General features: G+C 41.1%; 11 protein-coding genes. All 11 read left to right on the top strand.

Translation table 11 applies throughout. The annotated features are described in order from the left end of the window. Positions 1-153: 153 nt before the first annotated feature. A complete protein-coding gene (locus J7E57_RS07020; RefSeq protein WP_215126455.1) occupies positions 154-1,686 on the top strand; it encodes a glycoside hydrolase family 43 protein in 1,533 nt (510 codons plus the stop codon). 50 nt (positions 1,687-1,736) lie between these two features. Continuing rightward, the gene (locus tag J7E57_RS07015) at positions 1,737-3,356 is read left to right on the top strand and encodes a glycoside hydrolase 43 family protein (protein ID WP_251029833.1); all 1,620 of its coding nucleotides are present in this window, start codon (positions 1,737-1,739) and stop codon (positions 3,354-3,356) included. 43 nt (positions 3,357-3,399) lie between these two features. Next, positions 3,400-4,647 (top strand): glycoside hydrolase family 5 protein, encoded by a 1,248-nt coding sequence (locus tag J7E57_RS07010; protein WP_215126453.1) that lies wholly within the window; start codon positions 3,400-3,402, stop codon positions 4,645-4,647. A gap of 156 nt (positions 4,648-4,803) precedes the next feature. Then, positions 4,804-6,756 (top strand): sialate O-acetylesterase, encoded by a 1,953-nt coding sequence (locus J7E57_RS07005; protein WP_215126451.1) that lies wholly within the window; start codon positions 4,804-4,806, stop codon positions 6,754-6,756. 54 nt (positions 6,757-6,810) lie between these two features. Further along, complete coding sequence (locus J7E57_RS07000; RefSeq protein ID WP_215126449.1) at positions 6,811-8,322, top strand: family 43 glycosylhydrolase; 1,512 nt, start codon at positions 6,811-6,813, stop codon at positions 8,320-8,322. Positions 8,323-8,390: 68 nt separating this feature from the next. Next, on the top strand, positions 8,391-10,901 hold the full coding sequence (locus tag J7E57_RS06995) for a sugar-binding domain-containing protein (protein ID WP_215126447.1): 2,511 nt from the start codon (positions 8,391-8,393) through the stop codon (positions 10,899-10,901). A 196-nt stretch (positions 10,902-11,097) separates the two neighbouring features. Further along, positions 11,098-12,882: an alpha/beta hydrolase-fold protein gene (locus tag J7E57_RS06990; protein WP_215126445.1), complete on the top strand. Its 1,785-nt coding sequence runs from the start codon at positions 11,098-11,100 to the stop codon at positions 12,880-12,882. 73 nt (positions 12,883-12,955) lie between these two features. Then, entirely contained in the window at positions 12,956-15,040 is a 2,085-nt protein-coding gene (locus J7E57_RS06985) for a beta-galactosidase (protein ID WP_251029832.1), read from the top strand. A gap of 136 nt (positions 15,041-15,176) precedes the next feature. Then, positions 15,177-19,349 (top strand): hybrid sensor histidine kinase/response regulator transcription factor, encoded by a 4,173-nt coding sequence (locus J7E57_RS06980; RefSeq protein WP_215126443.1) that lies wholly within the window; start codon positions 15,177-15,179, stop codon positions 19,347-19,349. Positions 19,350-20,090: 741 nt separating this feature from the next. Next, positions 20,091-21,434: a glycoside hydrolase family 27 protein gene (locus J7E57_RS06975; RefSeq protein ID WP_251029831.1), complete on the top strand. Its 1,344-nt coding sequence runs from the start codon at positions 20,091-20,093 to the stop codon at positions 21,432-21,434. Further along, positions 21,421-23,994, top strand: a complete 2,574-nt coding sequence (locus tag J7E57_RS06970; RefSeq protein WP_215126439.1) for an alpha-L-arabinofuranosidase C-terminal domain-containing protein — start codon at positions 21,421-21,423, stop codon at positions 23,992-23,994. The genes J7E57_RS06975 and J7E57_RS06970 overlap by 14 nt, the downstream gene beginning before the upstream one ends. Positions 23,995-24,715: the final 721 nt, after the last annotated feature.

Raw genomic sequence — 24,715 nt, 5'->3', positions numbered from 1 at the left:
CAATTATAGCATAAGGTTATTCCCTCCCTGAGATGGATTAACGTTCGCCATTCCCGCGGAAGGGTTCACCTTTTGTTGCTTAGCTTAAAGAATAATTAACCAATTGAAAAAAACCCTTAAAGACTATCCATTTTTTAAGGAAAATAAAAAAGCATGTTTAAAAAAAAAGTGTTGTTAAGTACGGCCCTTGTTATCTCTTTTCTAGGATGTAAACAAGTTGTAGAAGCCCAGATTAAGGTGGGTAAACCGAAAGTAGTTAATGAAAAACTGGCAGAAAAATTCGCAAATGTTTCGCCAAAACTTACCTCCAATAATGCCAATCCTTTATTAGATTTTATGTTTACGGCCGATCCAACAGCTGTAGAATACAATGGAAGAATTTATGTGTATGCCACTAATGATCATCAACAGTATGAGAAGGTAGGAAAAGATGGGAAAAATACATACGAGCATATCCGTACACTGGTGATGATGTCTTCCGATGATATGGTAAACTGGACCTATCATGGTCTCATCAATACTGCCGAGCTGGCACCATGGAGCCAGAATTCCTGGGCACCTTCCATTACATCCAGGCTGGAAGAAGATGGTAAGACACACTTCTATCTGTATTACTCCAATGGCGGTGGTGGCTCAGCCATGCTTACTTCCACCTCTCCGGTTGGCCCATGGAAAGACCCACTGGGAAAGAACATAGTCGACCGTTCTGTCCCCGGTGTGGATGTCGGATCTCCATTCGATCCCGGTGTTCTTATTGACGACCAGGGTACAGGCTGGCTGAGTTTTGGAGCCGGAACGCCTAAAACGAAATATATGCCAGATAATGCCAGAATCGTCAAATTAGGAGCAGATATGATCAGTTTGGCCAGCAATATAGCTAAGATACCCGCTCCTTATTTTAATGAGGCCAGCGATCTTAACTTTATCAATGGAACCTGGGTTTATAGCTATTGTACGAGTTGGGATGAACGCACGGAATGGCCTTATAGCAATATCGACAAACCAACCAAATGCAACATATCTTATATGACGAGTAAAACACCGTTAGATCCGGATAGCTGGAAGTATCGCGATAATTATTTTAAGAATACTGGCGATGTTAACGTGGGGCCTTTGACAAACAATCACACTCACCTGTTCAAATTTAAAGAGAAATATTATCTTGCTTACCATGCCATGTATTTACAGGATTATTTTGGTACTAAGGGTGGTTTTCGTAATGTGGGTATAGAACCAATAGAGGTAGATGAAAAGAATGTAAATATCCCCATGGTCAACGCAACCTTTAAAGGTACTTCACAACTTAACCCATTAAATCCATTCGTTCTTCAGCAGGCAGAAACCACTGCAAGTACTTCAGGGCAAGTCCAGTTCGAAGCTGTTGGTAATCCGGGCAATATGGTCGCCAAAGGAAAAGCAGATCAACAATGTCTTATGGTGAGGGGAGCCGATTTTAGCAAACAGATCCCTTCCAAATTCGAAGCCAGGGCAAAAGGAAAAGGCAGAATTGATGTCTATGTCAATAATCTTAAAGGTACTCCTCTTGTTTCCCTTACATGTGATGAGAAGGAATGGACTACACTTTCAAAGAAAATAGACCTGAAAATAGATAAAGGAGTAGAGAATATCTATTTCGTGTTTAATGGAGCGGGTTTTTTGTTCGATGAATGGAAATTCATTCGTTAATTCTGGCTGCAGGTTTATTGATGCTAATTATAAATTAAAATCGGTTAAGAATGAAAAAGCCAAATGAAAATATGAAAAATGCGATTTACAGGTTATGCATGATAGCCTTAATGATCACCCTTATAGTGCCGTGTTTATACGCACAAAAAGCCACCAATCCCATTATTTATGCAGATGTACCGGATATTTCAATAATACGTGTAGGCAATAGCTATTACATGAGCAGTACAACAATGCACATGAACCCTGGTGTGCCCATTATGAAATCTACAGATCTCGTCAATTGGAAGCTGATCAACTATGCCTATGATACTTTGGCAGATATGCCGGAGCTAAATTTGACAGAAGGAAAAAATACCTATAGTAAAGGTTCATGGGCAAGTAGCTTGCGCTACCACAACGGGACGTATTATGTAACCACTTTTGCACAAACCACAGGTGAAACCTATATTTTTAAAACAAAAGATATAGAAAAAGGAAATTGGCAAAGAATTTCCTTTAAACCAGCGTATCATGACCATTCTTTGTTCTTTGATGATGATGGCAAGGTATATTTAATTTATGACGCAGAGCGGCTTAAAATTGTTGAATTAAATGATGATCTAACAGGAATTAAACAAGGCGTTCCGGAGCGAGTGCTCATCGAGCACGCCAGCGCACCAACAGGAAAAGAAGTAGGCCTTGGCGCTGAAGGATCTCAATTATTTAAAGTAAAAGGCAAATATTATTTATTTAATATTTGCGCACCACGCGGTGGAATGCGTACTGTAATTATACATAGGGCAGATCATATTAACGGCCCTTGGGAAGGAAAAGTTGGCTTACTGGATAGAGGAATTGCTCAAGGCGGACTGATCAATACTCCCGATGGACGTTGGTTCTCTTATCTTTTTCGTGATTATGGCGCGGTGGGCCGTACACCCTATCTGGTTCCTGTAAAGTGGGAAGATGGATGGCCTGTATTAGGAGAAAATGGTAAAGTCCCGGAACACCTAGACCTGCCAGCCAGTAAAGGTTTAATTCCGGGCATTGTGTCTTCTGATGAATTTACCCGTAAAAAAGGCGAACCTGCTTTGCCGCTGGCTTGGCAATGGAATCATAATCCGGATAATGCGCTGTGGTCTGTAACTGAAAGAAAAGGATTTCTACGCCTCAAAACAGGAAGAATCGACACTGATTTTTTTCAGGCCAGAAACACACTTACACAACGTACTATTGGACCAACCAGCTCAGCATCTGTTGCCCTGGATGTTTCCAAAATGAAAGACGGCGATTTTGCCGGGTTTTCAGCTTTCCAAAAAAAGTATGGATCAGTGGGCGTTAAAATTGATGCGGGGCAAAAGTCGATAGTAATGATCACTACTGATCATGATAAGCCTGTCGAAGTAAAGCGAATTCCATTGGATCAAAACCAAATTTACTTCAGAATCGATTGCGATTTTACCGGCAAGAACGATGAAGCTAATAACCTTTACGCGCTTAATGGGAAAGATGAAGCGAATTTCTTTTACAGTCTTGATGGAAAAGTTTGGAAAGCAATAGGGCAACCTTTAAAGATGAAATACGACATTCCACATTTCATGGGCTATCGTTTTGCGCTGTTTAATTATGCGACTAAAAACATTGGAGGTTATGCAGACTTTGATTACTTCCATATTAATGACAAGTGATAATATATAACGGGGGTTATAGCACAGCTGATATATAAAATTAATGGATCTGTTCAGAAATATAAAAATTAGAAGACAACATTACATCTTAGTACTGTTGATATTTACACTGCTTACTGCTTTTTGCAAAAAAAAGGAGGATGTTCAGTCTCAGCTCAGCGTTTCTTTACCTGAAGTAAGTGCTTTATATCCATCGTATAATACATCGCCAAAAGCACCAGACCAAACAGGTATGGGCAGCACGGCTGTGCAACTGGCTGCCAAAATGAATTTGGGCATAAACATCGGTAATACAATGGAATCGCCGGGTGGTGAAAGTGGCTGGGGTAATCCCCAGATTACCGAATCGTACGTGAAATTTGTAAAACAGACAGGTTTTAATGCAATACGCATTCCCTGCGCCTGGGACTGGAAACATTTGAGCGACGAGCAAAAGGCTACAATTGATCCTGCATGGCTTAACCGTGTTAAAGAAGTAGTTAAATATTGCGTTGACAACGATATGTACGTACTGCTGAATATCCACTGGGATGGCGGTTGGCTTGATAAAAACATTAATTCAACAAAGAAAGACGCTGTTAATGCTAAGCAAAAAGCATTATGGGAGCAGATTGCTACAACCATGAGAGATTTTGATGAGCACCTGATGTTTGCCAGCGCGAATGAACCTCCAGCCGAAAATGCAGAACAGATGGCAATATTAAACAGTTACCACCAAACATTTATAAATGCCGTTCGCGCTACAGGTGGCAGAAACAGCTACCGGGTGCTGGTTGTTCAGGGGCCGGGTACCGATTTCGAAAAAACAAATAATCTGATGAATACCCTTCCTACAGATCAGGTTGCCAATCGAATGATGGTTGAAGTGCATAATTATACCCCATCTCAATTTACAATATTGATGGATGGTGATGCCAACTGGGGTAAAATGTTCTACTACTGGGGAATGGGTCATCATTCGGTTACCGATCCGGGCCGAAATGCGACCTGGGGAGAAGAAAGCGAAATACTGAGGATATACGGATTGATGAAAGCTAAATTTGTAGACAAAGGCATCCCGGTAATCATGGGTGAATATGCAGCTTTCAGGAGAGCAAATCCCAATTATCTGCCTTCGGATGTGGCAAAACACAATGAGTCGATAGATTATTGGACAGCTTACTCAACCCAACAGGCCATTAAATTTGGCCTTAAGCCCTTCTTTTGGGAACAGGGTACTGTTTTAGACCGCAGAAATAATAAAGTCCTCGATCAAGGGGTTGTAAATGCCCTTATTGCTGGATCTAAGTAAAAGCAAATGCGGTTTATACCGTAAAAAGTAAGTAAATCTACGGTTCTTTTATGGATCGTAGATTTTGGTAAATATAGAAGATCTCTCGGTTAAATGGAAGCTTAGCTATTGATGGATGGAAAACCTCCATCTCCGAGAGAATAACAATACACACAAATGATGAGAATACAGATACAAGCCTGGTTTATATTTTTTATGCTGTTCTTTTTTATCCATGAGGGGCATGCTCAGATTACACTGCCAAAAGTGTTTGGAGATAGCATGGTTTTACAGCGAGGTATTAAAATTCCCGTTTGGGGAAGCGCTGCACCTGGGCAGCATATCATAGCAGCACTTGGGAAATTCAGAGCAACTGCAATAGCAGATCATGCAGGGCAATGGAAACTTCTCTTTCCGGTATTAAAAGCAGGGGGCCCATACGAGCTCAGCATTTCTGAAGTAGGAAAACCAAATGCCGAAATTAAACTGAAAGGAATCCTTATCGGCGATGTATGGCTGGCTTCCGGGCAATCCAATATGGAATGGTCGGTACAGCAGTCTCAGGATGCTACTAAGGAAATTGCAAATGCCGATTTTTCACAAATACGTTTCCTTCAGGTAGGGCACGATAAGAAATTAACACCACAGTACAATATCCCTGGGGGAACATGGGCAGTTTGTAATCCTGTAAATGTGCCGCAGTTTTCGGCTGTTGCCTATTATTTTTCCCGAAAAATACATCGTGGTCAGCATGTTCCCATTGGTATTATCCAAAGCACCTGGGGAGGCACGCCTATAGAATCGTGGACAAGCCGGGAGCAATTGCTAACTTCGCCGATTACCAAAACAAATATCGCTGCCAACGATACGTTAAGTGAACAAAGTTTTGTAAATGATAGCCTTAGTCTGATCCGTTTCTGGGATATCGTATATCATCCGCAAAATAATACAGATAAAACAATACCAGCAACCGGATATGATGATTCTGGCTGGCCCACTGTAGAAATGCCCCGACTGATCAAAGATTTTGGCATCGGGCCTTATGAAGGGATGGTATGGCTGCGTAAAAAGATAATCTTGCCCGAATCCTTTTTCGGAAAAGATTTAACCCTGCATCTCGGGCACCCGGAGATAAACTATTCGATGTATTTCAATGGCGAAGAAATCTGTAAAACCATATGGAACAGTGATCCGAAACAATCCTATACTATTCCAGCTAAATTAATTAGAAAAGGCGAAAATACGATTAGCCTCAGGATAGCAATGTTATGGGGTGGCGGTGGCTTAAATCCTCCTACAGAGGGAATTAATATCACTGATGGTACTGTTAAAGTTTCCTTAGCCGGAATATGGCGGTATCAAAAAGACCTTGAACCAGGCTTGCCCAAAATAAAGAATTATCAAAATTATCCCTCATTGCTGTTCAATGCAATGATCAATCCGGTTATTCCTTTTGGTATCAAAGGATTTCTCTGGTATCAGGGAGAAGCCAATGGGGCCGAGGCCTATAACTACCGAAAGTTATTTCCCATGCTGATTGACGACTGGCGAAAACGTTGGAAACAAGGCGATCTGCCATTTCTGTATGTTCAGCTTGCAAATTTCAAAAAAACAAAGCCGCTTCCTTTCGAAAGTGAATGGGCCGAATTAAGGGAAGCTCAAACGTTAACATTATCGCAACCCAATACTGGTATGGCCTGTATCATCGATATCGGTGAAGCAGATAATATCCATCCAGTGAACAAACAGGAGGTTGGCCGACGCCTGGCATTAAATGCCAATAAACTGGTGTATAAACAAAACCTCACAGCATCGGGGCCTTTGTATAAAAGTTACCGGAAAGAAGCAAACCGTATCTACATCAGTTTTGCCAATATTTCAGCTGGCCTTCAAACCAAAGATGCCAAAGAAATAACAGGGTTCTCGATAGCGGGTAATGATCAACAGTTTTACTGGGCTAAAGCCACCATAAAGGGAAAATATGTGGTGGTTTATGCTGATCAGGTGCGGGATCCGCAAGCTGTACGTTATGCCTGGGCTGATAATCCAGAATGTAACCTGATAAATGCTGAAGGTTTGCCTGCCATCCCTTTCAGAACAGATAATTGGAAAGGAATTACACAAAAATAATAAATCATCAGCCTATAATAACAGGTTAACAATACTTTTTACCACATAAAATATATGAATAAATTTATAATCACAATTTTTTTGCTGCAGTTTAGCATTTGCGCAACAGCGCAATACCAGGTAGCTCAGAACCCGAAGACGCCGGGCTTCTATACGAATCCAATTTTCGCGGGGGATTATCCCGACCCTAGTATATTACGCGATGGGGACAATTATTACATGGTCCATTCATCTTTCGAATATTATCCAGGTTTATTGATCTGGCATTCAAAAGATCTGATCAACTGGAAACCCCTAGCTCACGCTTTGCACAAAAAAGTGGGTTCGGTGTATGCACCCGATCTGGTGAAGTATAAAAATAAGTTTTATATCTATTTCCCAGCAAACGGTACCAATTATGTGGTAACCGCAGATTCGATCGGTGGTCAATGGAGTGAACCGGTTGACCTGAAAATCGGCAACATCGACCCCGGACACATTACAGATGAGCAGGGCAAAAGGTATTTATTCTTCAGCGACGGAGGATTTGTGCCTTTATCTGATGATGGCCTTTCCACCACAGGAAACCAAAAGAGTTCATACAAAGGCTGGCCCATCCCTAGAAACTGGTCTATTGAGTGTTTTTGCCTGGAGGGCCCTAAATTGATAAAAAGGGGAGAATATTACTATATTACTGTGGCCGAAGGCGGAACAGCAGGCCCGATAACCGGTCACATGGTCGTATCTGCAAGGTCAAAATCGCTGTTAGGCCCATGGGAAAATTCACCTTATAACCCGATTGTCAGAACAACAGAAAAATCTGAAAAATGGAGATCAAAAGGGCATGCTACCATAATCGATGATGTAAAAGGAAACTGGTGGATGGTGTTTCACGCTTATGAAAAAGATTTTTACAATAAAGGCCGCCAAACCATGCTGCTGCCCATAGAATGGACAAAAGACGGCTGGTACAAAGTACCCACAGGTGTAATCGACAGTAAACCGATTAAAAAGCCGGATTTAACCCCCTCAAAAACCAATTTTAACTTGAACGACAATTTTGCAGGTAATAAGTTAAAATCTCAATGGCAATTCTTTGAAGAACTGGATACCAACAGGTTTAAATTGGCCAATAACAGCTTGTCAGTAAAAGCAAAAGGAAATGCTATAGGCAATAGTTCTCCCTTATTATGCATCCCCGAAGACCATTCCTACACCGTTGATGTTGAGGTATTAATTGAAGGAAAAGCAACTGCCGGGCTGGCTCTTTTTTATAACAGCACTGCATCTTCCGGGATACTTGCCAACAATGAAGACATCGTTGCCGATTTGCGTGGCTGGCGAGCTCCGGCTGAAAAAAATGTAGTGAACAACCATGTGTTCCTACGTCTCAAAAATATAGAAAACACGGTAGATCTCTATTACAGTAAAGATGGTGTGAAATGGAACAAAATTGAAAATTCCTTTGAGGTTTCGGGCATGCACCATAATGTACTTAGCGGATTTTTGAGCTTACGGATCGGCCTTTGCTCAATAGGAGAAGGAAAGGTAACGTTTAAAAATTTTAAATATACCCCGGTAAAATAGGGTGTTTAGGCACCTGCCAGACAGCAATTCTGAATTCGATGATAAATGATAAAACATTAGCATTTTTTATGTGCCAAATATTTAGAACGCCAATAATTGGCAGGAGATCAAGGATCCTGTATAGAAACAATTTTAGTAAGAATAATACCCGGAATGATATCAGCTTATCTCCTGGGATTTTAACCATGCTGTTTTTGGTTTTTGTAAACTGCACGCTGGGAAATGCTCAGGGTAAGGATAATGGCGAGCGCATACAGTTATTTGATTATAACTGGAAATTTTTTTTAGGTGATACGCCAGAAGCTACAGCAAAGGATTTTAATGATTCAGGTTGGCGTAAACTTGATCTGCCGCACGATTGGAGTATCGAAGGAAAAACTCATCCTAAAAATGCTGCAGGCGGAGGTGGCGGATTTTTTCCGTCAGGGATGGGCTGGTATCGAAAAACCTTTCAGGTGCCTGATAGCTGGAAGGTAAGAAAAACAGCTATTTATTTTGAAGGTATTTATATGAATTCCGAAGTTTTTATCAACGGAAAATCGCTGGGTGTATATCCTTATGGTTACACCTCGTTCAGTTATGACCTTACACCTTACCTGAATTTCGGAAAAGAGAATGTTATTGCCGTACGTGTTGATAATTCACAACAGATGAACAGTCGCTGGTACAGTGGTTCGGGAATCTATCGCCATGTTTGGATGATGGTTACCGATCCTATACATGTTGCACATTGGGGTGTTGATATTTCAACTCCTGACGTATCTTCAAAAAAAGCAACTGTACTGGTGAAAACCAAGGTGAAAAACGAAACAGCATCTGCCCGGAAAATTACCGTAAAAACCCTTCTTTGGAATAAAAATTCTAAAAATACTGGTAATGGCCAGATGGAAGTTGTACTTCCTGCTAATAGCGAAAAGGAAATCAGCCAGACCATACAGGTGCCAGATCCTATGCTCTGGACACCTGAAACACCGTATTTATATCAGGCGCAAGTTCAGGTAGTAAAAGATAAAAAAGTACTGGACGGTACAAAAACCAATTTTGGTATCCGTTCCCTAAAATTTACTACCGAAAATGGGTTTCAATTGAATGGGAAAACAGTAAAAATAAACGGCGGTTGCGTGCATCATGATAATGGCTGCCTGGGCGCTGCTGCTTTTGACCGTGCCGAAGAGCGTAAAGTTGAACTGCTCAAAGCCGGTGGGTTCAATGCGGTGAGAACTTCTCACAATCCACCTTCCGAAGCATTTCTTGAAGCATGCGACAGACTAGGTCTTCTCGTAATGGATGAATCTTTCGACTGCTGGAAAATTGGAAAAAATAGTAACGATTATGCAAAATATTTCAACCAGTGGTGGAAAAAAGATTTGCAGGCAATGATTTTGAGAGATCGCAACCACCCTTCGGTTTTCATGTGGAGCATAGGTAATGAAATTGTAGAACGGGGGAAACCCGAGGCTGTTGAAACGGCTAAAATGCTTTTGCAGGAAGTAAAAAAAATAGACACTACAAGGCCTGTAACTTCTGCAGTTGTGAATTTAAACAAATGGGAAAACCTGGATTCTTTGATAGGTGTACACGATATTGCCGGTTATAATTACAACCTGCATACTGCGCCAGACGATCATAAAAGAGTGCCTTCCCGTATCATCGTTCAGACCGAATCCTATCCGAAAGATGCTTTTAATAATTGGAAACTGGTACAGGAAAACAATTACGTAATCGGTGATTTTGTTTGGACAGCGATGGATTATCTGGGCGAGTCAGGCATCGGTCGTTGGTATTATTCCGGGGATACACCTGGTGAACACTGGGAAAATAATTTTTTTCCATGGCATGGCGCTTATTGTGGTGATATCGATCTGACCGGATGGAGAAAACCTATTTCCCATTACCGAAGCATGTTGTACAATAATAACGAAAAACTCTATATGGCCGTTCGTGAACCTGCTCCTGAACCTTTAGAAATCAAAGAAACCTGGTGGTCGGTATGGCCAACATGGGAAAGCTGGACATGGCCAGGTTTTGAAGGAAAAACAGTTCAGGTTGAAGTGTATTCCAAATATCCGAAAGTGAGGCTTTACCTTAATGAGAAACTGATCGGTGAACAGGCAACTGCACGCGAACAACAGTTTAAAGCTACTTTTCAGGTGCCGTATGCTGCGGGTTTGATTAAAGCTGTAGGGGTAGAAGATGATAAAGAAACGGGATCAGCCATCCTGAAAACTGCTGGCGATGCTGCAAAAATAAATCTAAGGGCAGACAGGAAAGAGATCTTGGCCAACGGGCAGGATTTATCGTACATCACGATCGAGCTAACCGATAAAGAGGGAACAGTTCAGCCTAATGCTACCAACCGTTTGCATTTCAAGATCGAAGGCCCAGGCGTAATTGCAGGAGTGGATAATGCTGATCTGAAAGATTTTGAACAGTATGTGGGTAATGCGCGTAAGGCATGGAAAGGTAAGGCTTTAGTTGTGATAAAGAGCAAACATGAAGCTGGCAATATCAAACTAACGGTTACCTCGCCTGATTTACTCGCGCAAATTTTAACCATTAAAACCGTTGAGCAGGAGTAAAGGTTACATGCTTTAATTAAAATGACACAAAATAGCATTTGGAGAGAGGAGATTGCCCCGTGGCTCTTGTTTGATTATCGCTCGTTGGGCAGAATGCACCCCGTTTATCAGAAAGGATATAACAGAAAAGGTTTGTTATCAGAAAGGGTGAAAGGAAAATGGCCTGGTATATTATGGAACAATATTATAAAAGCAAATGAAACTTATACATATAAGAAAAAACCTATTGGTTTTGAGCTGTTTGATGGGCACCCTCAACGTTTTTGGCCAAAGTAAACAGATCAATCTTTGGGATGGGGAAGTTCCTGGCGCAATAGCCAATGCCAATTATAAACCGCAAGTAGATTCAGTAAATAGTTGGATGACTTTTATTACAAAACCCTTACTTGAGATGTATCCTGCCCCGTCGGAAACAGCAAATGGTACAGCAGTAATTATATGCCCCGGAGGTGGTTATTCTGGGCTGGCCATTGCCCACGAAGGAAATGAAGTGGCCAGGTGGTTAAATAGCCTCGGAATTACGGCTTTCGTATTAAAATACCGCTTGCCAAACGATGCCATCATGATTGATAAAGCTATTGGCCCGCTACAGGATGGGCAGCAAGCCGTTCGCTTAGTGAGAAGCAATGCTAAAACGTGGGGAATCAATCCCGGAAAAATCGGGATTATGGGATTTTCGGCAGGAGGACATCTTGCAGCTACAGTATCAACCCATTTTGCGAAAAAAGTATCCGTAACTACCGATACGACCAGCCTGCGGCCCGATTTTTCGATACTGATTTATCCGGTTATATCCATGCAGGAAAATATTACCCATAAAGGTTCAAAAATAAATTTATTGGGCGAAAATCCAGCTGCAGAAAGAGTAAACTATTTTTCAAACGAACTACAGGTTAACGATCAAACACCACCTGCATTCCTGGTGCATTCTATGGATGATAAAGCGGTTCCGGTGCAAAACAGTGTTGCTTATGCACTCGCTATGGAGAAAAACAACGTTGCCTGCGAACTTCATGTGTATCAGTCAGGCGGGCATGGTTACGGACTTGCACATTCTAAAAATACGGAATCATTATGGCCGGATGCCTGCCGAAAATGGATGGAGATGAGGGGATACATCAAGGAGCAGGGAGAAGAAAAAGGTATTTTTGATAAAGCTGCCAAACCAGGGACCGACGATAAACCTGCGTTTAACGATCCACCAGCGGGTTTTAGAAATAAACACGACAACATACCACATGGCAATGTCAGTTCAGTTCAATACACCTCTAAAGCACTGGGGGAATCGCGCGAAATGTTGGTGTATACACCTCCAGGGTATTCTCCTTCGAAGCGTTACCCGGTAATTTACCTGTTGCACGGACTTAATTCAGGTAACGGCCAATGGCCATATTGGGTTCATGCCGATAATATTATCGATAACCTGATAAGCGAGGGTAAAATTAAGCCAATGATCATGGTTTTTCCAAACGGCAATACCAACGTCACTGTAAATCATCCAAAACCAGATGAGCAAGATGAGCGAAAAGGGGGCTATAAAGGGTATGGGATATCTTTCCAGAACGATTTGCTCCAGGAAATCATTCCTTTTATTGAATCCCATTATGCAGTATATACCGACCGCAAGCACCGTGCGCTTGCGGGCTTATCTATGGGTGGTGGTCAATCACTGAACATAGGGCTCGCTAACATTAATACTTTTGCCTATGTAGGAGGGTTCTCATCGGCGCCTAATACTAATCAGTTCGGCGGTCTTTCTGATACTAAACTTTTACCCGATTTATCGGCAGCTAAAGACAAACTTAAAATATTATGGCTGGCCTGCGGTAGCAAAGATGGGCTGTTTAATGTCAGTCAGCGCGTACACGAACACTTCAAATTGCAAGGGGTACCACATGTATGGCATGTGGATACAAATGCTCATGATGATGCGGAGTGGGCCAATAACTTATACCTTTTTGTTCAACATATTTTCAAATAAAGGTTAACTGATGGATTAAACAAGTTACTAATCGTTTGATTCTTTAAAGTAAAAAAATAACAAACATAAAATTATGAAGAAGTATTTAATGGCATTTATGTTAATTGTGATCTACGGAACTACCGCGAAATCTCAAAATGCCAATCCATATTTTCCTGAAAAAGACCTGATCACCACAGGAATATACTATTATCCCGAACACTGGAAAGAAAGCCAATGGGAGCGGGATATCAAAAAGATTTCGGATATGGGTTACGAGTTTGTGCACCTTGCAGAATTTGCCTGGTTTAAAATGGAACCAGAAGAAGGGCGGTTTGATTTTGCCTGGCTCGATAAGGTGGTAGGTTTATGTTCAAAATATAAGCTTAAAGTTGTGATGTGTACCCCATCGGCAACAACACCAGCATGGATGCGCGTAAATTACCCCGAGACTTTTATTATGGATGGGCACTATATCCGTGCTGAGCATGGTACACGCGGATTGGCATCAATTGTTAATCAGAAATACCGCTTGTTTGTTGGAAAAATAGTTCGTGAAATGGGAAAACGTTATGGGAAGAATAGTCAGGTAACAGGATGGCAGCTTGATAATGAGCCGGATGCCAAACCCGATTATAGTCCGTCATCGCAGCAAGCATTCAGAAACTGGTTAAAAAACAAATATAAAACGATTAACGCCTTAAACGACGCCTGGGGAACAGCTTTCTGGAGTCAATGGTATAACAATTTTGACCAGGTTATGATCCACAATACCAACCTGGTGGGATGGTGGGGGAATAACCCACATGCATTGCTCGATTTTAAACGCTATTGCGCCGATGCACAGGCAGATTTTCTTGATTTCCAGGCCGGGCTGTTAAGAGAAAACATTTCGAAAGTACAATACATTACCACCAACTACACTGCTGTTTCTACCGGGGCTGATCCTGGCAGAACGAAAAAAGTTGATTTTGCAGCATACACAGCCTATCCTAACGGAGGTAGCGATAATATCGGCGAGCTTGGCTTCAGGCTGGGTGATAGCCGGGTATTATTATTTGCATCAGCATACTATCAACAGTTAGGAGGAATGTCAGGAGTGATGGAGATTCAACCCGGCCCTGTAAACTGGGGAAACTATAATCCGCTGCTTTTACCCGGAACAGTGCGCATGTGGTTATACCATACCTTTGCCGCAGGCGGGAAACTGGCCTGTTCTTACCGTTTCAGACAGATATTATATAGTGCAGAACAATACCATTCGGGCGTTATACAAACTGATGGTGTAACACCTTCACAAGGGGGAGAGGATTATATTCAGTTTAATAAAGAGATTAAGTTATTACGTAAATTATATAAACCTGGTACAGCAATGCCCGAAAAACTGGCAGGGCGATCTACAGCCATTCTCTGGAACCTGGAAAATTACTGGACCATCGACAGGCAAAAGCAAACCAACCAATGGGATACCTGGGGTTATCCCGTTAAATTTATGGAGATCGCAAAATCGCTGGGAGCTCCGGTCGATATCATCAATGAAAAAACTGATTTTTCTAAATATAAGGTTGTAATTGTACCTGCCTATGAAATGGCAGATGCTGCTTTGGTTAAAAAGTGGGAGAACTACGTTGCTAGCGGAGGGCACTTAATTATCACCTGCCGTACCGCAACCAAAAATAGGATGGGGCATTTCTGGGAGGGCAAAACTGCTGCGCCAATAGCTGGTCTTATCGGGGCTGAAATCCTGGCGACAGACATGCTTTCGGGGCATGCCAAAGGTGACGTTCAGATCGGTTCAAAGCATTACAACTGGAACAGTTGGGCAGACCTGCTTCAGACTGGAGAAAATTCAGCGGTTATCGGCACTTATCAGGACCAGTTTTACAAAGGTAAATCAGCTGTAGTGAAGCATAAAATTGGCAAAGGAGAAGTAACTTATATCGGGGTGGCTACAGCAGATTTTGAATTGGAAAAAGATATTTTAGCCCGCACTTACACCGATGGAGGAGCTACAACTGAAAATTATCCCAAAGGGATTTACGTATATTGGAGAGATGGATATTATATCGCTGTTAATTATTCTTCAACTGATTATACTTTTAATCTCCCTAAAACTGCACAGCTTATTATCGGAAAGAAAACCCTGGGGCCGGCAGGTATACTGGTTTGGACCGAATAAACATGCAGGAATGCTAAGTATATCCCCGATTTTATTGTAAATTAGCAATATTAACGTTAACCAAACGATTATGAACTTGTGTTTTTAGTTGTAAGTAATTCCTTCTAAATAGACATACCCGATTTAATAAAAAAATATGTTTAGGTTTTTAGCCCTGATCTGTGCGTTGATATGGTGTAATGCGCTTTATGCCCAAGATGATAGTTATCGGTTTTCCCGTATTGATATTACTAATGGTTTATCAGATAACCAAATAAATGCGATATATAAAGATCATAAAGGATTTATGTGGTTTGGAACGATGTCCGGACTGAGTAGATTCGACGGGCATGATTTTAAAATTTTCAGGCACAATTCAAAAGATAGTTCAAGTCTGCCAAATGGTAACGTTATCGGTATCTTTGAAGGACCACAGCAGGAGTTGTGGATTAAATCAAACGAAGGTTTTAGTATTTATGACCATACCTGCGAAAAGTTTGAGCGCTTTCAGCAAAAACATTTTAAGAAATACAAAATTCCCGGCGGGTACATTCGGGAAGTAAAAACAGATGGTCGGGGAAAGTTATATTTTAACATTCAAAACCAGGGTATTTATTGTTATGATTCGAAAACGAATACAACTCTAAAATATGAGTTAAAGGGCGAGCAGATTAGTGCGCTGAGGAATAATGATATAAGTGATTTTATTGATGATTTAAAGGGTAATGTATGGATTATTTACGCTAATGGTGTACTGGATAAGTTTGATTTAAAACAACATCGGGTAACCCATCGGTTTAATGCGGTGAATGAGCGCTTTTCTGGCCAAACAAGCGTGTACAGCCTCAGTCATGATGCTGTAGGTGATATCTATATTTTTAGTGCGCCAAATCCCTTTGGCCTGTTTTATCTCCACGTAGCAAGTGGGGAGTTTCATTATTTTGGAAAAAAACAAGACCATACAGGTTTAAGCTCCAAAAATGTAAGCCGCGTAATTGAAGGGGAAGATGGAAATATTTGGATTGGTACCGATCACGGGGGGATTAATATCCTGGATAAAAAAACCAAACGATTAACCTATATATTAAACAAAGAGAGCGATCCACGAAGCTTAAGCGATAACAGTATTTCTGCATTGTACAAGGATAACAATAATATTATCTGGATCGGCACCTTTAAAAAAGGAATCTGTTTCTATCATAAAAGTGTTTATAAGTTTCCCGCTAACCAGTATCTGGCCGGAAAAAAACCAATAAAGAAGGATGTTAATTGTTTTGCAGAAGATAACTATGGCAATCTATGGTTTGGTACCAATGGGGAAGGCTTGTTGTGTTTAAACAAAACAACTGGCGAGATTACAACTTACCGCAATAACCCCGACAACAATACTTCTTTAAGTAGTGACATTGTGGTCAGTCTTGAGATAGACCATGAAGGTATATTGTGGATTGGCACTTATTTGGGTGGTCTCGATGCTTTTGATGGAAAAAATTTCAGGCATTTTAAGCCGAGTCGCGATCCTGCAAGTTTGTCTGATAACCGTATTTATGCATTGTTAGAAGATTCTTATAACAGACTTTGGGTTGGCACCTTAAATGGCGGACTCGATTTATTGGACCGCCAGACCGGAACATTTAAACATTTTAATCCAAATGTTAAAAATACACTGAATTCTTTTGTTGTTTCCTGTTTGTATGAAGATAGAAATAAAAATATCTGGATTGGCACTACTGGGGGCGTAAATATATTTGATCATAAAAGCGCTACCTTTAAATATCTCACAAGCAAATCTACAGATAGCAACAGCCTCATACTGAATGATGTAAGTTCGATATTGCAAGATGTGCGCGGATGGATGTGGATTGGTACAAAAGAAGGAATCAGTATATACGATCCGGTTACCGGCATATTTAATAACCTGAACGAAACTGTTGGCCTCCCTGAAGATATGGTGTTTGAACTACTGGAAGATGAAGATCACCATATATGGTATAGTTCACGGAAAGGCCTTTATAAGATTTCTGTAATCCCTAACGGAAAAAAGTATCAATTCAGATATAGCAAATACAGTCAATCGGATGGTCTTGAAAGTACACAGTTTAATATCAATGCTGCAGGCAAAACTAAAGCGGGTGAACTGATTTTTGGCGGCCCAAGCGGGTTTAATGTATTCAAGGCCAGCGAAATTAAAAACAGCAAGTTCCCTGCTGCCTTAGTAATGACAGACCTGGAAGTGTTTTACCATAAAGTTCGTGTAGGAGAGCCTATCAATGGGCACATTGTTTTGCCAGAAGCCATCACCTCGCTCAAGAACTTAAATCTCACTTACAAGGAAAATATCTTTTCAATCCAGTTTGCATTGCTTAATTATTTTAATCCAAGCAAGATAATCTATAAATATAACCTCGAAGGGTTTGATAAACGCTGGCTTACTGTTTCGTCTGAACTGCGGAAAGCTACTTTTACCAATCTTGATCCAGGAAAATATATCCTTCATGTAAGAGCTTTTTACGAAAATGATTCGGCTCCCATCGCAGAGTCGCAGTTAAATATCACCATTTCTCCCCCTTTCTGGAGAACCATCTGGGCATACATCCTATACCTGGCAATAATAGGATTTGCATTACTGTATATACGTAGCCGAGGCATTAATAAACTTAAACAGGAGTTTGCATTGGCACAGGAAAGGGCTGAGGCAAAACAACTGCGGGAGCAAGACCGTAAAGAGGCAGAAAGATTACGGGAACTTGATTTACTAAAGATTAAATTTTTAACCAACCTCAGTCATGAATTCAGGACGCCCATTTCCTTAATTCTTGCCCCGGTTGATAAGCTGTTAATTGCTGCTAAAGAAAATGAGCGGTATGGGCAGTTGGCGATGATTAAAAGAAATGCAAGGCGTTTATTAAACATGGTAAATCAGTTACTCGATTTCCGTAAAATGGAGGAACAGGAATTGCGATTAAACAATACCGAGGGCGAAGTGGTATCTTTTATTAAGGATGCCACAGATTCTTTCTATGACCTGGCCGAACGTAAACAGATAAAACTGACTTTCGCCAGCCCGATCGAAAGTTTGTATGCTTATTTCGATCAGGATAAAGTGGAGCGTATCATATTTAATCTACTCTCGAACGCATTTAAATTTACTCCACCTGGCGGAAAAGTAGATGTTATGCTACATAAGCGGTTAAACAAAACTGAAGATGGTAAAATTTTATTGGAATTAAAGATTCAGGATTCCGGAATAGGCATTCCGGCAGATAAACAGGCACAAATTTTTGATCGCTTTTTTCAACATGAAACTTCCGCATCCATTCTTAATCAGGGATCTGGAATTGGTCTTTCAATTACCAAAGAATTTGTGAAAATGCAGGGTGGTGAAATAGCTGTAGAAAGTGAACCTGGTCAGGGAACCTGTTTTACACTACAACTCCTGTTATCGCCTGTTGTAGAAGAAGATCTGGTTCGGAGCAGTGCTGAAGATCTGTCTGTTCAATACGATATTGATGACAAAGAAAAAACAGGAAAAGAGCCAGCCGATAAACATGTGACGACAAAAAATGTACCTGTGATTTTGTTGGTAGAAGATAATGAGGATTTTAGATTTTATCTTAAAGATAACCTGAGCATTTATTATAAGATAGTAGAGGCCTCAAACGGCAAGGAAGGTTGGCAAAAAGCACTGGCGTTGCATCCGCATTTGATCGTTTCCGATATCAGTATGCCCGAAATGAGCGGTACAGAACTGTGCACGAAATTAAAATCAGACGAGCGGACAAAACATATTCCGATTATCCTGTTAACAGCTTTAACTGCCGAGGAGGAGCAACTGAAAGGATTGGAAACGGGAGCAAACGATTATATGACCAAGCCTTTCAATTTCGAAATTTTACATTCAAAGATCAAAAATCTCCTCACGCTGCACCAAACCTTTAAAAAAACCTATTCCAGGCAGGTGAGCATGGCGTCGCCAGAAATGGAAATAGAATCCGATGATGTGAAATTCCTGAATACCGCATTGCTTTACATTGAAGACAATCTCCATAAGCCTCAATTATCAGTGGAAGATCTAAGCAAACATATGATGATCAGTAGGGTATCGTTGTACAGAAGGTGTTTACGGGTTACCGGTAAAACCCCTGTTGATTTTATCAGGTCTGTTAAGCTCGAGAAAGCCGCGGTTTTATTGGAGAAAAGTAGTAAAACCATTTCTGAAATCTGTTATATGGTCGGTTTTAGCACCCCTAACTATTTTGCAAAGGCATTCAGGGAAAAATACCAGTTACTTCCTTCAGAATATAGAGCGAAAAAAAAGGATTCGGATTAAAAACAGCTCTTTGTGCCTTTCGGAAAGGATAATTGATTGATGGTGTTGAATTAAATAAAAACACAGCTGTGTTGCTGCTCAATGTTATTAAGTTAATTCATTAGGTACAAGCAAAATAATTTAACCACGACTTGTCCCGATTTTCGGGAGATAGAAAGGATGTACACAGATATGAAAATCCGTTATCTGTGTGCATCTGTGGTTAAAAGCCCTTAACTTAACGACATTTATCCTATTGGTTGGTGTCTTACCGACCGAAATAAAAGATATTCTTATTAGGAAATGAATGACCAGTGGTTCTTGGGGGCTCTCAGTCCCGCCATTCGCTATAGCCCCGATAGAACCTGTGAAACAAGCAAGCACACCATAAAAAAATAAAAAAAAAGTGCTTAAATCGGGACTGCCGCTGCTGTCGGGTTTAAGCACAAAGGCAGGTGCACCCTGCAAGCCAAAAAAAGAAACATTGTTTGAGCTGCTTAGCCCCGGTTGTAGCGTTACCAAAATGTCATTAAGTTAAGCCATTCGGCACAAGCAAAAATAATTTAATCACAGGTAGAAAGGATGCACACAGGTATGAAGATCCGTGTTTATCTCTGTGCATCTGTAGTTAAAAGCCTTAACTTAACGATATCGGTGTTGCGACTTGAGTAATATTATTCTTGATACGCTCTAAATGACCCGATGATAATCGTTGTTTTAACGTTTATTATTTATATTTGTGAAAGACCAAATATAAAACGCATGAAAAGAATAGCATTAGTGTTGCTTTTACTTTGTTCAATGTTCACAATTGATCAAACTTACGCACAACAGAATTTTAAGAATTGGGCGAAGACTCCTCCAATGGGTTGGAATAGCTGGGACTGTTACGGCTCTTCAGTTACAGAAGCCGAAGTAAAAGCCAATACAGATTACATGGCTTCCAAATTGAAATCTTTCGGATGGGAATATATCGTTGTAGATATCCGCTGGTTTGTGGAAAATGATAAAGCAGGAGGGTATAACCAAACGGATCCAAAATATGTAATTGATAAATTTGGCCGTTATCTGCCTGCTTTGAACCGGTTCCCGTCGGCAGCAGACGGACAGGGCTTTAAAAACCTGGCAAAATATATACATGCTAAGGGATTAAAATTTGGTATTCATATTATGCGCGGCATCCCTACGCTTGCCGTTAAAGAAAAGATGCCAATTAAGGGTACAAAATACACTGCCGATCAGATCTATAGCACTGCTTTGCAATGCAAATGGCTTACTGATAATTATACGATAGATGCTACAAAACCCGGTGCACAGGAATATTATGATTCAATAATGGAACTTTACGCCAGTTGGGGTGTCGACTTTATTAAAATAGATGATCTCTCCCGTCCTTATCATCAGGGAGAAATAGAGCTCATCAGAAAAGCAATCGATAAAACCGGTCGCCCGATTGTGCTGAGCACCTCACCAGGCGAAACGCCGATAGAAAAAGCAGAACACGTTCAACAACATGCAAATATGTGGAGAATGGTGGATGATGTATGGGATACCTGGCCACATATTACTCACCTGATTAATGTTGCCCAACCATGGGCGCCTTATATTAAGCCCGGAACCTGGCCTGATTGCGATATGATTCCTTTGGGTAGAATTTCCATTCGCGGAGAAAGAGGCGGCGACCGTGCGAGCAGATTGACCAAGGATGAGCAGCAAGTGCTGATGACCTTCTTCACCATATTCCGCTCGCCCTTGATGTTTGGTGGTGATATGCCGAGTTTGGATCCCTTTACCACTTCGCTGCTTACCAATAAAGCTGTGCTTAAGATGCATAGAGAAAGTACGGATGTAAAATTTCTTTTTAACGATCGCAAGAAAGTTGCGGTAACCTCAACGAATGCTAAAACCGGACAACACTATCTCGCCCTGTTCAATCTTTCTGATGAACCAGATCTAAAGGAAATTTCTGTAAAATGCTCAGATTTAGGAATAACTAAAATAGCTAAAGTTACAGATAGCTGGACAGGGAAAATTGTTCAGAATGATGGAAAACAAATAACCGTAAATCTTAAACCTCATAGCTGCGTTTTGTATGAAATTAAGTAAGCTATCTATAGTGCTGGTGTTTCTGTTGTTTAGCAGAAACTCATTTGCAACAGAACCAACGCAACATGCTGCAACAGATTCTGTTTACCTGTTTTCATACGCGACTGATGGATTACGGTTTGCATGGAGCGATGACCGAAATAATTGGACACCTGTTGGAACAGGACAGGTTTATCTTCGCTCGGACTTTGGCCGCTGGGGATCAGATAAAAAAATGTTTGCTCCATATGTGATTCAGGGGCGTGGAGGAGTTTGGCAATGTGTATGGAGCTTAAATGATCGGGTAAGGCAGTTTGCCCATGCTCAAACAAGAAATCTGATTGACTGGGGACCGCAAGGTTATCCCTTTTTTGAAAAAGGCAAGAATATCCTTCGTCCTGTGATTAGTTACCGTAAAGATCTCGACATTTATCAGATTGTATACACAGATAGTGAGGGCGCCTATTTTCAGACAGAAACAAAAGACTTCAAAACCTATAGTCCGGCAAAGGAGGTACCCCGCTCTGCCTACAAAAGCAATACCATCACCACTACCATTCAAAACAATCCGGTGAGTGGGCAGTTACATCGTGTTAAATGGGCGGTGGTTGAAGAGTTGAATAAAACTGCAGAGCTCAGGAATTTCAAGGCGCGGCAAGATGCGGAGACAACCAAAGAAGATCCGGTACGTTTTGCAAACTTAACAAAGCCGGAGCTGTATATTTCGGCCGAGCCTGAAAAAGCTAAAGCAATCAGTAAGCTGTTAACAGGGATATTTTTCGAAGATATCAACTATGCAGCAGATGGCGGACTTTATGGTGAACTGATCCAAAATCGTGACTTCGAATATCAGCCATCAGATAAAGAAAACCATGATACAAAATGGAACAGCAATCATTCCTGGACATTCAAAGGCAAAGAAGGGGATTTTGCAATTCGAACAGCGCAGCCACTACATCCGAACAACCCACATTATGCGGCACTAAATTTAACGGTCGATGGTAGTTCATTATCGAATTCTGGTTATGACGGCATTGCACTAAAAAAGGGGGAAAACTACCTGTTCTCCACTTTTGTCCGGGTTCCAGAAGGAAAGAAATCGTTTGAAGTAAGGCTTGTTAGTGAAAAATATGGCTTGCTTTCGAAAGGATTGATCAGTTGCAGTTCAAAATCCTGGAAGGAAATAAAAACAACGCTCAAATCATCGGTTTCAGCCTCGGATGTGAGCTTGCAATTGTGGCCATTACAAAATGGCCGTATCGATCTCGACATGATTTCACTATTTCCCCAAAATACCTTCAAAAATCGCCGAAATGGCCTTAGAGCAGATCTTGCAGATACAATTGCAGCGATAAAACCGCGTTTTGTGCGTTTTCCCGGGGGATGTGTGGCCCACGGAGATGGAATCCATAACATTTACAGATGGAAAAATACAATTGGGGCCTTACAGGCCCGGGTTCCTGACCGCAATTTGTGGGGCTATCACCAGAGTATGGGCTTGGGATACTTTGAGTACCTTCAGTTTTGTGAAGATATTGGCGCAGCACCAGTGCCTGTTATCGCCGCTGGGGTGCCCTGCCAAAACTCAGGAGCCAATGGGGGAGGGCAACAGGGTGGAATCCCGATGGCAGATATGCCTGCATATATTCAGGATATTATTGATTTAGTTGAATACTGTAATGGAGCCACAAATACAAAATGGGGTAAGGAACGTGCGGCAGCAGGGCATCCGAAACCATTTAATTTAAAATATATCGGTATCGGCAATGAAGACCAGATAACAGACGTCTTTCGTGAGCATTTCGCCATGATCTATAAAGCGCTTAAAAAAGCGCATCCTGAAATAACCATTATTGGAACTTCAGGGCCATTTTTTGAAGGCACAGATTATGAAGAAGGTTGGGCCTTTGCCAACGAAATGAAGATTGACATGATAGACGAACATTATTATCGTCCACCAGGCTGGTTTATAAACAATCAGGATTTTTATGACAAATATGACCGCAGTAAATCAAAGGTATATCTGGGAGAGTATGCGGCAAGCCTCCCTGTGGGAAATAGGACAAACCTGGAAACCGCTTTATCTGAAGCGCTGTATCTCACCTCCCTGGAGCGCAATGGAGATGTAGTATCTATGGCCTCTTATGCGCCATTGTTGGCAAAGGAAAAACATACACAATGGAATCCTGATCTGATCTATTTTAATAATACAGAAGTTAAGCCCACCATTGGATATTACGTGCAACAGCTTTACGGTCAAAACGTTGGAGATGAATTCATTCCTGCACAAGTTGATTTTTCAGTGAAGAGAGAAGATGTAATTAAGCGGGTGGCGTACTCAATTACCCGCGACCAAAAATCAGGAAAATTATTCATCAAAATTGTAAATATGCTTCCAGTCGCAGTTAAGACTAATATTGATCTGTCCAAGTTAAGTTCAGTAAACAAACAAGTAATTAAAAAAGAAATATCAGGTCTTCCAGGCGATTACAAAATCCAACCTATAAAAACAGCTATGGATTTTTCGAATCTTAAATCTCTCGAACTAAAACCTTATTCCTTTACCGTATTTGAACTGTAAAACCAAATAAAAGCACGTTAAATGATCTCGAAGTATCGTCATCTCGACCTTAGTGGAGAGATCTTTTAAATTTGGTTTCAATAATTTGCTTCAAAGATCTCTCTCCCGAAAGTTCGGGATTGCACTTCAGTCGAGATGACGACGCTTGTATTGGAACCTGTCAATGGTAAGGTTAATTTATTGTATAAAAAACAATATAAATGACAGGGTATTTTAAGTATAATAAATGGTCTCGAAGTATCGTCCTTTCGACCGTAGTGGAGAAATCTTTAGTCCAAAGATCTCTCCGTTTCGCTGTGCTCCAGTCGAGATGACGACCTTTCTTTAGGAATCTGTCAATGGTAGGAATCGTCATTGCGAGAAGGCTTTTTCAGCCGACGAAGCAATCTTTATGGCAAGGATCACTAGCATGAAAGATTGCTTCGTCGTTCCTCCTCGCAATGACGATCCCTTTAATATCTATCATTGATAGCCTCTCGAAAGACACATGTTTTTGTTACGACTTGCGCCAGCGTAGAGTCAATTATTTAGCTGACGACAATAAGATTATACCAATCATCAACTGAGCATCCTCAGAAGCCAGAAAAACCGCTATTTTACCTATGCCCGATGGTTGTCTAATGTCGCCTACCGGTATTGCATTCTGCCCAGTATTTTTTTACAACTTCACATTGTTTTGTAGGCCTGCATCTGTCTGGGTTTACCATAAAAAAACGCGCCA

Origin of the sequence: Pedobacter sp. ISL-64 (genome assembly GCF_018613605.1) — a bacterium.
Taxonomy (GTDB): Bacteria; Bacteroidota; Bacteroidia; order Sphingobacteriales; family Sphingobacteriaceae; genus Pedobacter.
The sequence above is the reverse complement of the archived record's forward strand: the minus strand, read 5'-3'. Positions and strand labels throughout refer to the sequence as shown.

Coding starts and splice junctions, on each gene's coding strand:
- J7E57_RS07020 (WP_215126455.1), top strand. CDS start 154: ATGTTTAAAAAAAAAGTGTTGTTAAGTACGGCCCTTGTTATCTCTTTT.
- J7E57_RS07015 (WP_251029833.1), top strand. CDS start 1,737: ATGAAAAAGCCAAATGAAAATATGAAAAATGCGATTTACAGGTTATGC.
- J7E57_RS07010 (WP_215126453.1), top strand. CDS start 3,400: ATGGATCTGTTCAGAAATATAAAAATTAGAAGACAACATTACATCTTA.
- J7E57_RS07005 (WP_215126451.1), top strand. CDS start 4,804: ATGATGAGAATACAGATACAAGCCTGGTTTATATTTTTTATGCTGTTC.
- J7E57_RS07000 (WP_215126449.1), top strand. CDS start 6,811: ATGAATAAATTTATAATCACAATTTTTTTGCTGCAGTTTAGCATTTGC.
- J7E57_RS06995 (WP_215126447.1), top strand. CDS start 8,391: ATGTGCCAAATATTTAGAACGCCAATAATTGGCAGGAGATCAAGGATC.
- J7E57_RS06990 (WP_215126445.1), top strand. CDS start 11,098: ATGAAACTTATACATATAAGAAAAAACCTATTGGTTTTGAGCTGTTTG.
- J7E57_RS06985 (WP_251029832.1), top strand. CDS start 12,956: ATGAAGAAGTATTTAATGGCATTTATGTTAATTGTGATCTACGGAACT.
- J7E57_RS06980 (WP_215126443.1), top strand. CDS start 15,177: ATGTTTAGGTTTTTAGCCCTGATCTGTGCGTTGATATGGTGTAATGCG.
- J7E57_RS06975 (WP_251029831.1), top strand. CDS start 20,091: ATGAAAAGAATAGCATTAGTGTTGCTTTTACTTTGTTCAATGTTCACA.
- J7E57_RS06970 (WP_215126439.1), top strand. CDS start 21,421: ATGAAATTAAGTAAGCTATCTATAGTGCTGGTGTTTCTGTTGTTTAGC.